A 13399-nucleotide genomic window follows, 5' to 3' on the forward strand; every position below is an offset into this window, starting at 1 on the left:
GCGGATGCCGCGCCCTCACGGGCGGCCGAGGGCCCGAGGGCTCTCGGCGATCAGCTTGTCGACGACGTCGGCGAGCAGGTGGACGCCGCGGGTGGTCGCCATCCGGCCGGCGACCCGGCGCGCGGCGTCCCGGTACCGCCGGTCGGCGAGCACGGCCCGGACGGCGCCGCGGACCGCGGCCGGCGTCGGGGTGTCGGTCTTGAGGCGCCGCCCGACACCGGCCCACTCGACCCGGGCGATGACCTCGGGTTTGTCCTCGTGGCGGCCGGCGGCGACGATCGGCACGCCGTACCGCAGCGCGTACTGCACGCCCCCGTACCCGCCGTTCGTGACGAAGACGCCGGTCTTCGGCAGCAGGTCGTCGTAGGGGAGGAACTCGGCCGCCCGGGCGTTCGCCGGCAGCGGTGGCAGCGACTCCACCGGCCGCCCGCCGGTCGCGACGGCGATCAGCACGTCGTCGCCGGCGAGCCCCTGGAGCACCGGCTCGACCAGCTGGCCGAAGTCGGCGTTCGCGATCGTGCCCTGCGTGACGTGGACGACCGGCCGCGAACCGTCGAGCTCCTCCCACCACGGCGGGAGCGGCGCCCGCGAGCCGGAGGCCGAGACCGGTCCCGCGAAGTGCAGGGTGGCCGGCGCGTCGGAGCGGGGGTACTCGAACTCGGGCACGGTGAACTGCACGATCGCCTCGGCGTGCCGCGGCCAGTCGAGCACCGCGAAGGGGATCGGGCGGCCGTGCAGCTCCCGGAACGTCCGCTCGGCGATCCGCTCGGCCGGCGGAAACACGACCTTGCGGGTGACCGCGGCGAGCGCGGCGTTGCGGAGCCGGCCGATCGGGCCGCGCAGCGGGGTGAGCCCCATGCCGAACGGCGCCGTGTCGCGGCTGGAGATCATCAGCGGGCAGATGCCGCACATGACGACCGGTGGCCGGACGCCGAGCGGGTGGCCGAGCAGGAACGCGCCGCCCACGAAGGCCGGGTCGGCCAGCACGGCGTCGGCCGGCTCGGCCGCGTGTGCCGCCATGATCGTGTCGTGCTGGGGCCGCCCGGGGCGCACGAAGATCTGCTCGATGTCGTGCGCGATCGCCTTCGTACCCTTCAGCGCGGCGCGCTCGGGAAACGTCGCGTTCCAGTCCTGCCGGTCGTCGAAGTCGGCCTCGGCGGGCAGCGGGACGTGCTCGGCGCCGGTGGCCTCGACGGCCGCGGCGAACCTCGCGCCGGTGACGAACCGCACCCGGTCTCCCCGGCCGGCCAGGTGCCGGGCGACCGCGAGCAGCGGTGTGACGTGGCCGTGGATGGGCATCGCGGCGATGATGATCGACGGCATGACGGCGTCTCCCCCGTGGCATAGCATCTGACCCCAGGGAGTAGTATTCATCTGCATCGCGTGGTAGTCAATATGCCGCCGGGTGCTGGGGCCGGACGGGTTCGCCGCGTTTCGCGACACGGTCCTGCGCTGAGCGGCGGCACCGGCGCCGGTGTCAGCGGGTCTTCGCCGCTCCTCGGCCGTCGCCGGCGGTCTGGGCGAGCGTCGACCGGCCCTGGGTGAGCTGGTCGAAGAAGCGCAGCAACTCCACCGGAAACGGCATCACCAGCGTGCTGTTCTTCTCGGCGGCGACCTCCACGACGGTCTGCAGCAGCCGCAGCTGGAACGCGCCGGGCGTGCCGGACATCGTGCTGGAGGCGTCGGCGAGCCGGCGCGAGGCCTGGTACTCGGCGTCCGCCGAGATCACCCGCGCGCGCCGCTCCCGCTCCGCCTCGGCCTGCCGCGACATCGACCGCTTCATCGCGTCCGGCAGCGCGACGTCCTTCACCTCCACCCGCTCGACCAGCAGCCCCCACGGCTGCTCGGTGGGGGCGTCGATGACGTTCTTGAGCTCGGTGTTGACCCGCTCGCGGTCGCTCAGCAGCGTGTCGAGGTCGGTACGGCCGATGACCGAGCGCATCGAGGTCTGCGCGACCTGCAGCACCGCGGCCGGGTAGTCGTGGACGTTCACCAGCACCTTCACCGGGTCGACCACCCGGTAGTAGACGACCGCGTCCACGGTCAGCGTGACGTTGTCGCGGGTGATCGCCCCCTGCGCCGGTACGCCGACGACCGTGGTCTGCATGCTGACCTTCACCATCCGGTCGGCGACCGGGACGATGAGCCGGAGCCCGGGTTGGCGTACCCGCTCAAGCACCCGCCCGAAGCGAAAGACGATCCCCCGCTCGTACTGCTGCACCATCCGCACGCTCATCGCCAGCGCGATCAGCACCACGACGGCGGCGACGACGAGGATCGTGATCACGCCGGCTCTCATGACCGCCCGCGATACCCGCCCGCGGAGCCGCCAACCGGCATTTCAGGTGGAAACCTGCCGGCGGCGCTCGGCATCGCCGGCGAGATCGTACGGCGCGGCGGCACCGCCCGGTTTCCCGGACACGAGCCGCAGCGGGCCGCGTCCGAGGCCGCCGACCCGGGTGGCCCGCGGTCACGCCCGGTGGGCGGCGCCCGACCGGCGAAACCCGGTGCGCAGCCGCGAGTCCCGGCCGTTCGCCGCGAGCCTCGCGTTCTCCAGCAGGCTCCGCCCGAGGAAGAGGTTCGACGTCTGGAAGGTGCGCCCGAGGCCGGCCCGGGCCAGGCGGTGCGGCTCTTCCCCGCGCCGTTCGTCGAGATCGTGGTACGCAGGTGCCCTCGGGCGGGCACCGGAATACCACGATCGCCGCGCATCACACCGTCGACGTCGCGGTAGCTCATGTCTTTCTCGGGTCGGTGCCGGCGGTGCGCCCGGACGGCTACGACGGCGCGGGCTCGCCGGCGTAGTCGCCGAAGGACCAGAGGTTGCCCTCCGGGTCGCGTACGGCGAACTCGCGCGCCCCGTAGTCGGTCTTGGCCAGGGGCCGGACGACGTCGGCGCCCTGCTTCAGCACCCGCTCGTAGAGCGCGTCCGGGTCGGCGACGACGACGTAGCCGCCCGCCGTGCCCGGCTCGCGGGACCAGGCGGCGCCGGGGCGGTGGCTGCCCAGCATGATGCCGCCGGACCCCTCCGGCCAGTTGAGCTGGGCGTGGTCGACGGTGTCCTCCGCGCCGTAGCGGGCCGCCACCACGAAGCCAAATGTACGCACGTAGTAGTCGATCAACGCCGGCGCGTCATGCGCCTGGAGCGTCAACCACACGGTCGGGTTCACGTTCGTCATCCGCCCAGTCTGACCACCCGGCGTGGCCGCCGTCTTGGATGGAACGGAACTCCTCGGCCAGCCAGGCCCGGGGTGGTACGCCGGCGAAGCTGACGAACTCGCGGGTCAGGTGGGCCTGGTCGTAGTGGCCGGTCGCCGCCGCCACACCGGCCAGGTCCACGCCGCCGGACCGGCGTACGGAATCGGCGATCGCGGCGACCGCGTGCTCGAACCGGATCAGCCTGGCCACGGTCTTCGGGCCGCGGCCGACCTCGCGCCGGAACAGGGTGCCCAGGTGCCGCGCGGTCAACCCGACCCGGTCGGCCAGCGCGCCGACCGGCAGGCACCCCCGGCTGCGTTCCAGCTCGTGCCAGGCGTACGCCACCTCCGGCCGCACCGACGGGTCGCGGCGGCGCCCCCGCGCGGCCACGAGATGGCCGGTGACCAGCGCGAACCGCTCCCGCCACCCCGGGGCCTCGGCCAGCCGGTCGCGCAGGTCGACGGCGGGGCGGCCGAGCACCGCGGCGGCGTCGAAGTCGGTCACGCTCAGCTCGGCGGCTGGCACCCCGAACAGCGCCCGCGCGGCGAGCGGGTGCACCGCGAGCTGGACCCCGGCCTGGCCGCGCCGCAGCCGCACGTGGCTCGTCCGGACGTGCAGCCCGCCGAGAATCACCGGGATCGGGCCGGTGGCGGCCAGCGCCGCCGCGGTCGCCGCGCCCTCGACCCCGTCGTCCAGGCTCACGATGAACGTCAGCCGCGACGAGGGCAACCCCCGGTGGACGGCGTCCGGGACGTCGAGCGCCCGGTAGCCCACCATCGACCCGACCCCCGGGGCGCTGCGTGGCGGCGCCACCGCGAACTCCCACCGCTGCTCCCGGGCGTCCATCCCCCGACGTTAACCCGCCGCCGGCTCAGGTGCCGGATCTGCGGCGGCGCCAGAGCACGCCGCCCAGCGCCGCCGCGGCCAGCACGACGGCGGCCACGACCACCCACACCACCGGCGATGACGAGGAGTCGTCGTCGCTGGCCTGACCGACCGGGGTCGGCGCGGCGGCGCTGGTGGGCGGGGCGGTGGTCGGCACGGCGCTCGGGCTGGGGCTCGGCTCCGCGCTGGGCGTGGGCGGCGCGGCCCGGTTGGTGAACGTGAAACTGCCCTGCATCGGATGCCCGTCGGCGGCGACCGTGCGCCAGGCGACGGTGATCGCCCCGACCGGCAGCGCGTCGACCTTCTGGGTGATCGTCCGGTCGAGGACCTCGGCGTCGCCGCTGCTGTACGACGTCTTGTCCGGACCGGTAACCGCGACCGTCGTACCCGGCTTCTTGACGAGCCCGGTAAACGTGAGCGTGACCTCGGCGACGGGCCTGGTCGTGGTGCTTTTGGCCGCCGGGGTCGTGCTTTTCAGCTCGGTGTGCGCCGACGCCGGCGCGGCGGGCAGCACGGCGACGGCCAGCGCCGCGGCGAGGAGGGCGGCGGCGGACAGCGGGCGGTAGCGATTCACGGCGCCCACCGTAGCGCCTCACCCCCGGTGGTTTGTCAAGCGAACTCGCCATCGACCATCGCGGGAACTTTCCGGGGCCGCGCGGCGACAACCTTCCTGACCGAGCCTGATCGTGGGAAGGGCGAGTTCTCGATGACCGTGGGTGGAAACCGGCGCCGTGCGTGGGGTTTGGGCAGCGTCCTGGCGGCGGCTGTGCTGCTGCTGGGGGCGTGCGGCGACGACGCCGAGCCGGAGGCCGGCCCGTCCGGGTCGCCGCCAGCGGCCGCGCGGCCGCTGGTGGTGAAGGACATGTGGGTCAAGACCGCGACGTCCGGGATGTCCGCCGCGTACGGGACGCTGATGAACACCACCGGTGCCGACGTCACCGTCGTCAAGGCCACCTCCACCGCCTCGCCCACGATGGAGCTGCACGAAGTGGCCACAGTGGACGGCAAGATGGTGATGCGCCCCAAGGAGGGCGGGTTCACCATCCCGGCCGGCGGTTCGCACGAGCTGGAGCCGGGCGGCGACCACCTGATGATGATGGACGTCAGGACGCCGGTCACCGCCGGCACGGAAGTCACCATCACGCTGACGTTCGCCGACGGCGGGACGATGGAGTTCACCGCACTGGGCAAGGACTTCGCCGGCGGCAACGAGAGCTACCAGCCGGAGATGCCCGGCATGTCGGCCTCGCCGAGCATGAGCATGGGCGGATGAGCCGGCTGAGCCGGCGCCGCCTGCTGGCCGGCGGGGCGCTGACCGCCGGTGGCGCGATGGCGGGCGCCGCGGTCGCTCTCGCCCGCGACCCGGACACCCCGACCCCCGCCGAGGCCGGGCCGGTCGCGCACGGCACGCAGACCGTTCCCTTCCACGGGGTACACCAGGCGGGGATCGACACGCCGGCGCAGGCGCACGCCGCGTTCTGCGCCTTCGACCTGGCGGCCGGCGTCGACCGGGCCGCGCTCGGCCGGCTGATGCGGCTGCTCACCGACGACGCGGCGCGGCTCACCCAGGGGCGGCCGGCCCTCGCCGACACCGAGCCCGAGCTGGCCGCGCTCCCGGCCCGCCTCACCGTCACGTTCGGCTTCGGGCCGCGCTTCTTCGCCGCGGCCGGGCGGGAGGCGCTGCGGCCGGAGTCGGTCGCGCCGCTGCCGGCGTTCGGCATCGACCGGCTGGAGCAGCGGTGGTGCGGCGGCGACCTGCTCGTCCAGGTCTGCGCCGACGACCCGCTCACCGTCACCCACGCCCAGCGCATGCTCGTCAAGGACACGCTCGCCTTCGCCCGTCCACGGTGGACGCAGCGCGGCTTCCGCCGGGGCCGGGGTACCCAGGACGACGGCGTGACGCAGCGCAACGTGATGGGCCAGCTCGACGGCACCCGCAACCCGGCGCTGGGCAGCCCGGAGTTCGACGGCGCGGTGTGGGTCGACAGTGGACCGTCCTGGTTGCACGGTGGCACGACGCTGGTCGTACGGCGGATCCGGGCCGAGATGGAGAAGTGGGACGCGGTCGACACCGCCGGCAAGGAGTTCGCGGTCGGCCGCCGGCTGGACACCGGGGCGCCGTTGAGCGGGGAGCACGAGCACGACCCGCCCGACTACGCCGCCACGAACGCGCTCGGGCTCACCGTCATCGCCGAGGCCGCGCACATCGCCCGCGCGCACGTCGACAGCGACCGGCAGCGCATCTTCCGCCGGCCGTACAACTACGACGAGCCGCCCGGCCCGGACGGCCGCCCCGACATGGGGCTCGTCTTCGCCGCGTACCAGCGCGACGTCGGCGACCAGTTCCTGCCGATCCAGCGCAACCTCGCCGAAGCCGACCTGATGAACGACTGGATCACCCCGATCGGCTCCGCCGTCTTCGCCGTGCCGCCCGGTTGCCAGGCGGGCGGCTGGATCGGCGAAACCCTCCTCACCTGACCCTGGGCACACCCCGCGTGATCGAAGCTCCCCTCACGTCGCTAGAACGGCATGGGGGGAGCTTCGATCACGCGGGGGCGGTGACACGTACCGGGTCGCCGGTGTCCAGGGAGGAGACGATGGCTTCGGCGGTGGCGACGCCCCAGCACGCCTCGCGCAGCGGCATGACGTCGGGTGCGCGGCGGCCGGTGAAGACGTCGACGGCGTACCCGACCTCGCGGCGCAGCGCCCCACCGACCACGCCGTCCTCCTCGGGCCACAGCGACAGGTCCGGCACCTGCGCGCCGCTCCCGGTCCACTCCACGAGGGCGTCGCTGACCAGCCGCTGCTTGATGACGCCGCCCAGGCCGAGCGCCTCGGCCTCGCCGACGATGGCGCCGTCCAGCGCGAGCGGGCCGTCGTCGAGTGTGCCCGGGGCGCCGGCCGGTACCAGCCAGGCGGACTCGATCGTCGCGATGACCCCGCCGTCGAACTCCAGCAGCGCGCTCACCACGCTCGGCGCCGCCTCCCCCGCGGCCGCGCTCCGGGTCGCCACCACCCGCCGCACCGGCCGGCCGGTGAACGAGATGGCCAGGTCGATGTCGTGGATGCAGGACTCCCACACCGGGTGTACCCGGTCGCCGAAGGAGGCGTACCAGGCGCGGCTGAAGTCGCGGCGCAGCCGCAGGACGCAGAGGGTGCCGACGGCGCCACCGGCGATGCGGGCGCGCATCCGGGCCATCGGGGCGGCGAAGCGGGAGATGTGCCCGGCGACGACCTGCCGGCCCCGCGCGGCCGCGGTGTCGGCGATCCGCTGCGCGTCCACTGTGGAGAGCGCGAGCGGCTTCTCCACGAAGGCGTGGCTGCCGGCCTCCAGCGCGGTGACCGCGAGGTCGGCGTGGCTGGCCTCGTCGGAGGCGACCACGACGGCGTCGGCGGGCTGCCGGGCTAGCAGCGCGGCCAGGTCGCGGTCGGTCTGCGCGACCCGGTGCGCGGCGGCCACCTCGGCCAGCCGGCCGGGGTCGGTGTCGACCAGGCCGACGACCCGGGCACCGGCCTCGCGCCAGACCCGGGCGTGCAACGCTCCGAAGCGGCCGACCCCGGCGACCACGACGGTGGGTCCCTGGCTCATGACGCACCTCCAGCGGAGCGGAACGCGGCCGGCTCCTTGGCGCCGTGGCCGGTCAGCATCAGCACGACGCGGGCGGCGGAGCCCGGCCCGGTGAGGCGGGCGACCGCCGGATCGTCCAGCGCGGCCAAAGCCGTCGCGGCGGCCGGCTCCACCAGCAGGCCGCGGCGGGCGAGGTCGGCCGTGGCGGCGGCGATCCGCGCCTCGTCCACCGCCACGACCGTGCCGCCGCTGTCCCGGACGGCGGCGAGCGTCAGCAGCCCCTCGTCCGCGTAGCCGCGCAGCGCGTCGGCGATGGCCGCTGCCGCGGTGGGGCCGACCGCGACCGGTTCGGCGAGCGCCGCCCGCCAGTCGGGGGACCGCCACGCGCGCGCCAGCGGCGCGCACGCGGCGGCCTGCACCCCCACCATCCTCGGTACCGCGGACGTGACGCCCGCGGCCCGCAGGTCTTCGAAGCCGCGCAGTACCCCGTGCAGCAGCGGCCCGGCGCCGATCGGTACGACCACCGCGTCCGGCGCGGCGCCGAGGCGCTCGACGAGCTCGGCGGCGACCGGCCGGTACGCCTCGGCGAGCAGCGGGTTCCGGTACGTGGTGGTGACGTTGAGCCAGCCGCCCTCCTCGGCCTCGACCGCCCGCGCGTACGCGTCGCTGTAGTGCCCGTCGACGAGCTCGACCGTGGCGCCGTGCGCGCGGGCGACGTCGAGCTTGGCCTGGGCGTTGGAGCCGGTGGCGCAGTAGATCCGGCAGCGCAGCCCGGCCGCGGCCGCGTACGTGGCCGCGGAGACCGCCGCGTTGCCGCTGGAGGCGAGCACCAGACCACCCAGGCCGAGGTCGAGCGCGGTGGCGGCGGCGACCGCCATCGCCCGGTCCTTGAAGGAGAGCGAGGGGTTCAGCGACTCCAGCTTGGCGTACAGAGTGGACTGTCCACGAGGGAGCGGTACGAGCGGGGTGCCGCCCTCGCCGAGGCTGACCGCGTGCCGGGTGCGGGGCAGCATGCCGGCGTACCGCCAGGCGCCGACGCCCGGGCCGGGGCGGTGGTCTGCCGGGCCGAGCGGCGCCAGGTCGAGCACGAGCGGCCCGCCGCACCGGTCGCAGCGGTACGCCGGGTACGTGGCCGGCGCCGCGCAGGCGGTGCAGCGTACGGTGAAGTCGCGGCGGCCGCTCATCACAGCACCGTCGGCTCTGGGCGCGGGGCGGGCGGCGGGAGCGGAAAATCGCCGGGGTCGCCGCTGGTGGCCACCGTGCCGTTCCAGCCCATGCGGCGGGACAGGTCGTCGGCGGTGGCCCGCACCAGTGCGCCGGTCTTCGGCAGCGCGCCGGCGTCGAAGCGGGTGGCCGGCATCGAGACGCTCAGCCCGGCGACGACCCGGCCGGCGTGGTCGAAGACCGGGGCGCCGAGGCAGCAGATTCCGGCCTCGTTCTCCTGCAGGTCGGTCGCGTACCCGTGGTGCCGCACGGCCGCGAGCAGCGCGCCGACGTCCTGCGCCGGTTCGCCGGTGAGCCGCGCGGAGGCCTCCACCGCCTCGGTGACCACGTGCTCCGGCGAGTACGCCAGCACGGCCCGGCCGATCGCGGTGGTCAGCGCCGGGTTGCTCGACCCGACCCGGGAGTACATGCGCACCGGGTGCGGGCTGTCGATCTTCTCGATGTAGACCACGTGCGTGACCGCCAGCACGCCGAGGTGGCAGGTCTCGCCGGTCTCGCCGGCCAGGCCGCGCATGGCGGCGCGGGCCTCCTGGCGCAGGTCGAGCCCGTCGAGGAAGGCCCGGGCGAGCGTCATCGTGCCGGCCGCGAGCGCGTACCTGCCGTCCGGCGTCTCCCGCACCAGCGCGGTGCCGCGCAGCACGCCGAGCAGCCGGTGCAGCGTGGTGGTGGGGATGCCGGTGATCCGCACGATGTCGGTCAGGGAGGCGCCGTGCGGGTGCTCGGTGAGGGCGGTGAGCACCGCCATCGTCCGTTCGACCGCGCGCAGCCCGTCGGGCCCGCGTTCGGTGTTGGCCACGGTCAGATCCTCCCTATCCGCGTGACGTCAGGCGGCGTGCACGGAGAGCATCCGTGCCGCCAGGGACAAGTAGACATCGGCCGCCCGGTGCAGCTGCTCGACGGCCACCCATTCGGCCAGCGAGTGCGCCTGGGCGATGTCGCCGGGTCCACAGACGACGGTCGGCGTACCGGTGGCGGCGGCCAGCAGCGCCCCGTCGGTCCAGAACTGGAGGCCGACCGGCGCGGTGTCCTGGCCGGTCCGCTCGGCCGCCACCTCGCCGAGCAGCCGCACGTACCGGTGGTCGGCCGGGGTGTCGAGCGGGGCGTGCACGAAGCCCGACGTGCCTTCCATCTCGGTCACGGTGGCGTCGACCGCCGGGTCCGCGCGGCGCAGGTCGGCGACGATCGCGCGGAGCTCGCCGAGCACCTGCTCGTGCCGCTCGCCGGGGAGCCAGCGGCGGTCGAGCTGCACCCGGCAGGCGGCGGGCACCATCGGCGGGCGGTCGCCGCCGGCGATCACCCCGACGTTGACGGTGGCCGGCCCGAGCAGCGGGTGCCGCCGCTCGGCGAGGGCCGGGGCGAGGCTCCGCTCGACCCGTTCGACGAAGCGGGCCGCGTGGTGGATGGCGTTCACGCCGGCCTCCGGCACGCTGCCGTGCGCCGCCACGCCCCGGAACGCCGCCTCGGCCCACATCGCGCCCTTGTGCGCCCGCCCGACCCGCAGCGCCGTCGGCTCGCCGACGACCGCGAAGTCGGCGCCGGTGCCCGCCGCGACCAGTGCCCGCATGCCGTCGCTGCCGCTCTCCTCCCCCGCGACGGCGGTCAGGACGAGCTCGCCGGCGAGGCGGACGCCGGGGGCGGCGAGCGCGGCGACGACCGCCGCCATCGCGGCCAGCGCGCCCTTCATGTCGACCGCGCCCCGGCCCCACAGCCGCCCGTCCTCGACCCGCGGGGTGAGGGCGTCCGGCATGGCGTACGGCGGCACGGTGTCCAGGTGCGCGTTGAGCATGAGCGTCGGGCCGGGGCGCTGGCCGCGTACCCGGGCGATGACGTTGCGGCGGTCTGCGCCCACCGGCTGGAGCGTCACCTCGGCGCCGGCGGCGGTGAGGCGGGCGGCCAGGTGGTCGGCTACGGCGCGTTCGGCGCGGGGGTGGTCCTGGTGCCCCTCGACCGCGATCAGCCGCGCCGCCTCCGCGACCACGGCGTCATGGTCGATCCGGGGCGGCGACCCGGTCACGGCGCCACCCCCGGCTCGCCTCGCTCGCCGGCCGCGTCGCTCCGCTCGGACCAGCGGCCGCCGGCACCGGAGCGGGCGAGGGCGAGCATCGCGTCGGCGGCCACCGTGTACCGCTCGGCGGCCTCGCGGTACGCGGCGAGGTGTCCATCGGGGACGGTGACCGGCTCGGTGTCGTCGAGCGCGGCGGAGGCGGCCGCCACGTCGGGCCAGACGCCGGTGCCGGCGCCGGCCAGCGCGACGGCGGCGCGCGGGGTGGCGTCCTGGGAGAGCCGCCGCACCGGCGCGTCGAGGACGGCGGCGAGGCTCTCCCGCCAGATCGGGGAGCGGGCCACGCCGCCGCCGACCCGCACCTCGGTGACGTCGCCGCCGGCGGCCCGGGCGAGGTGGTCGACGGCGGCGGCGCAGGCGTAGGCGACCCCTTCCAGCGCGGCCCGCGCGACGTCGCCGGTGCCGTGCATCGGTGCGGCGCCGAGCAGCGCCGCCCGTACCCGCGGGTCGTGGGTGGGCGTGCTGGTGCCGACGAGGTGCGGCACGAACGTGAGCCCGCGCGCCCCCGGCTCGGTGCCCGCGGCGAGGCGGTCGGCCCGCCCGGGCGGCTCGCCGGCCGCGCCGCCGAGCAGGTGCTCCTCGCACCAGCCGATGGCGAGGCCGGCCGCGTACACCGAGACCATGGCCAGGAAGCCGGGCTCGCCGGCGCGGGCGAAGACGAAGTAGTCGCCCGCGCGCAGGTCCGGCAGCGGGGTGAGGACCTGGGCGGCGGTGCCGGCGTTGACGTAGACCCGGCCGGGGGCGACCGCCCCGCCGCCGAGCGCGGCGCAGGCCACGTCGCAGCCGCCGGCCACGACCGGGGTGCCGGCCGGCAGGCCGGTGAGGCGCGCGGCCTCCGCGCGGACCTCCCCCACGACCGTGGTACCGGAGACGACCGGCGGGGCCAGGCGGGTGTCGGCGGCGCAGAGCGCCCAGAGCTCCGGGTCCCAACCGTTGCGGCGGACGTCGAACAGGAGCGTGGCGGCGGCGTCCGAGACGTCGGTGTGCCACTCGCCGGTGAGGTGGTGGCGGACCGCGTCCTTCGGCTGCACCAGCCGCGCCGCCCGGCGCAGCGCGTCCGGCTCGTGCGCGGCCAGCCAGGCGAGCTTCGGCGCGGTGAACGCCTCGACGACCGGGTTGCCGCAGCGCTCCCGGAACAGGTCGCCGTGCTGGCGCAGCCGGGCCACCTCGGCGGCGGCCCGCCGGTCGGCCCAGGTCATCGCCGGGCGCACCGGGCGGTCGGCGGCGTCGAAGAGGGCCACGGCGTGGGTGTGGCCGCTCAGCCCGACGCCGCGGACCGCACCGGAGGGCACTTCGGCGAGCGCGTCCCGCAACGCGCCCGCCGACGCGCTCCACCAGTCGGCCGGGTCCTGCTCGTGGCGGTCGGCGTGCGTGGTGTCCGACGGGTACGCGCGGTAGCCCCGGGACACCGTCTTGCCGTCGCCGGGGTCGACCACGACCGCCTTGGCACCGGTGGTACCGAGGTCCACGCCGACGAGCAGGCCGCCGGTCATGGCTACCGGCTCCCCACCGGCTGGCTCCGCAGCGGCACGAAGCCGAACTCGCCGAGGAACTCCAGCGACTCCTCCGCGACCCGGTCGAAGTCGGCCAGCCCCACGCCGGCCGGCTCGCCGACGCCGATCGGGCCGCCGACCTGCCAGCCCTCCCACTCGACGCTGACGTACCCGTCGAAGTTGATCTCGGCGAGCGCCTCGTACGTCTCGCGGAAGTCGACCAGCCCGCCGCCGAACCAGATGTGGTTGCAGTTGACGATCGTGGGGAGCCCGACCTCGTCCTTGATCTGCACGATGTCGATGTACCGGGCGAGCCGCTTGACCGCCGCCTTGACGTTCATGAACGGCTTGACCGTGACGTAGAACGCGCCGGTGTCCAGCGTCATCCGCAGGTTGCTCGCGCCGACCTCGTCGAACATCCGCTCGATCAGCTCGACCCGGTTGAGGATGGTGCCCTGCAGCAGCTCGATGCTGACGTTGAGCCCCAGCCCGGCGGCGTGCGCGGCCACCTCGGTGATCGCCTCGCGGCACTGCCGCCACGCCTCCTTGCGGCTCAGCAGCACGTTGAGCGGCGGGTCGTAGTAGCCGTCGCCGATGAGCGTGCAGACCGACTTGGCGCCGAGCACGGCGGCCGCGTCGAGGGCCTTCTTGAACGTGTCGATGCCCCGCTCGCGGTCGAACTCGCGCGGGCTGACGAACGTGGTGTGGTGGGCCACGTACCCGATGTCGATGCCGACCCGCTCGGCCGTGGCCCGCACCTGCCGCAGCTGCTCGTCGTACTCGCTCTTCGGCGCCTCCAGCAGCTTGGCGAAGATGAAGTCCACGCCGTCGTAGCCGTACTTGGCGGTCTGCTCGACGCACCAGGCGGCGGGCTTGTCACCCCAGGAGTTCCAGGCCGGGCCGGCCGCCTCCAGGCGCCCCCACGGCATGTTGGGCCACACCTCGAAACTGAGCTTCATGACACTGCTTCCT

The 13399-nt window shown here is 75.3% G+C and carries 13 protein-coding genes; 2 read left to right on the top strand and 11 right to left on the bottom strand.

Annotated elements, in window-relative coordinates:
• Positions 1-15: 15 nt before the first annotated feature.
• The 5 genes from RB614_RS33195 to RB614_RS33215 all read right to left on the bottom strand — a co-directional run bounded on the left by RB614_RS33195 (position 16) and on the right by RB614_RS33215 (position 4654).
• On the bottom strand, positions 16-1323 hold the full coding sequence (locus RB614_RS33195) for a glycosyltransferase (protein ID WP_308716648.1): 1308 nt from the start codon (positions 1321-1323) through the stop codon (positions 16-18).
• 154 nt (positions 1324-1477) lie between these two features.
• Positions 1478-2299 (bottom strand): SPFH domain-containing protein, encoded by an 822-nt coding sequence (locus RB614_RS33200; protein ID WP_308716649.1) that lies wholly within the window; start codon positions 2297-2299, stop codon positions 1478-1480.
• Positions 2300-2774: 475 nt separating this feature from the next.
• Positions 2775-3176 (bottom strand): VOC family protein, encoded by a 402-nt coding sequence (locus RB614_RS33205; RefSeq protein ID WP_308716650.1) that lies wholly within the window; start codon positions 3174-3176, stop codon positions 2775-2777.
• Positions 3130-4041, bottom strand: coding sequence for an AraC family transcriptional regulator (locus tag RB614_RS33210; protein WP_308716651.1), 912 nt, complete (start codon positions 4039-4041; stop codon positions 3130-3132). Before RB614_RS33210 ends, RB614_RS33205 begins: the two co-directional genes overlap by 47 nt.
• Positions 4042-4066: 25 nt before the next feature.
• Positions 4067-4654, bottom strand: coding sequence for a copper resistance CopC family protein (locus RB614_RS33215; protein WP_308716653.1), 588 nt, complete (start codon positions 4652-4654; stop codon positions 4067-4069).
• Between the two features lie 132 nt (positions 4655-4786).
• Here RB614_RS33215 and RB614_RS33220 point away from each other — a divergent pair, with 132 nt between their 5' ends.
• On the top strand, positions 4787-5353 hold the full coding sequence (locus RB614_RS33220; protein ID WP_308716654.1) for a copper chaperone PCu(A)C: 567 nt from the start codon (positions 4787-4789) through the stop codon (positions 5351-5353).
• On the top strand, positions 5350-6558 hold the full coding sequence (locus tag RB614_RS33225) for a Dyp-type peroxidase (protein WP_308716655.1): 1209 nt from the start codon (positions 5350-5352) through the stop codon (positions 6556-6558). Before RB614_RS33220 ends, RB614_RS33225 begins: the two co-directional genes overlap by 4 nt.
• A gap of 67 nt (positions 6559-6625) precedes the next feature.
• On the opposite strand, the gene RB614_RS33230 is transcribed toward RB614_RS33225, so the two are convergent.
• Genes RB614_RS33230 through RB614_RS33255 form a run of 6 tightly spaced genes read right to left on the bottom strand, consistent with a single transcriptional unit; the run spans position 6626 to position 13386 of the window.
• Positions 6626-7669: a Gfo/Idh/MocA family oxidoreductase gene (locus tag RB614_RS33230; protein ID WP_308716656.1), complete on the bottom strand. Its 1044-nt coding sequence runs from the start codon at positions 7667-7669 to the stop codon at positions 6626-6628.
• Complete coding sequence (locus tag RB614_RS33235) at positions 7666-8832, bottom strand: pyridoxal-phosphate dependent enzyme (protein ID WP_308716657.1); 1167 nt, start codon at positions 8830-8832, stop codon at positions 7666-7668. Before RB614_RS33235 ends, RB614_RS33230 begins: the two co-directional genes overlap by 4 nt.
• Positions 8832-9668, bottom strand: coding sequence for an IclR family transcriptional regulator (locus tag RB614_RS33240; protein ID WP_308716658.1), 837 nt, complete (start codon positions 9666-9668; stop codon positions 8832-8834). The genes RB614_RS33235 and RB614_RS33240 overlap by 1 nt, the downstream gene beginning before the upstream one ends.
• Before the next feature lie 27 nt (positions 9669-9695).
• Positions 9696-10886, bottom strand: coding sequence for a M20 family metallopeptidase (locus RB614_RS33245; protein ID WP_308716659.1), 1191 nt, complete (start codon positions 10884-10886; stop codon positions 9696-9698).
• Positions 10883-12427, bottom strand: coding sequence for a xylulokinase (locus RB614_RS33250; protein ID WP_308716660.1), 1545 nt, complete (start codon positions 12425-12427; stop codon positions 10883-10885). The genes RB614_RS33245 and RB614_RS33250 overlap by 4 nt, the downstream gene beginning before the upstream one ends.
• Before the next feature lie 2 nt (positions 12428-12429).
• On the bottom strand, positions 12430-13386 hold the full coding sequence (locus tag RB614_RS33255; RefSeq protein WP_308716661.1) for a sugar phosphate isomerase/epimerase family protein: 957 nt from the start codon (positions 13384-13386) through the stop codon (positions 12430-12432).
• Positions 13387-13399 lie beyond the last annotated feature (13 nt).

The sequence above is a fragment of the Phytohabitans maris genome (assembly GCF_031085175.1).
GTDB classification, from domain to species: domain Bacteria; phylum Actinomycetota; class Actinomycetes; order Mycobacteriales; family Micromonosporaceae; genus Phytohabitans; species Phytohabitans maris.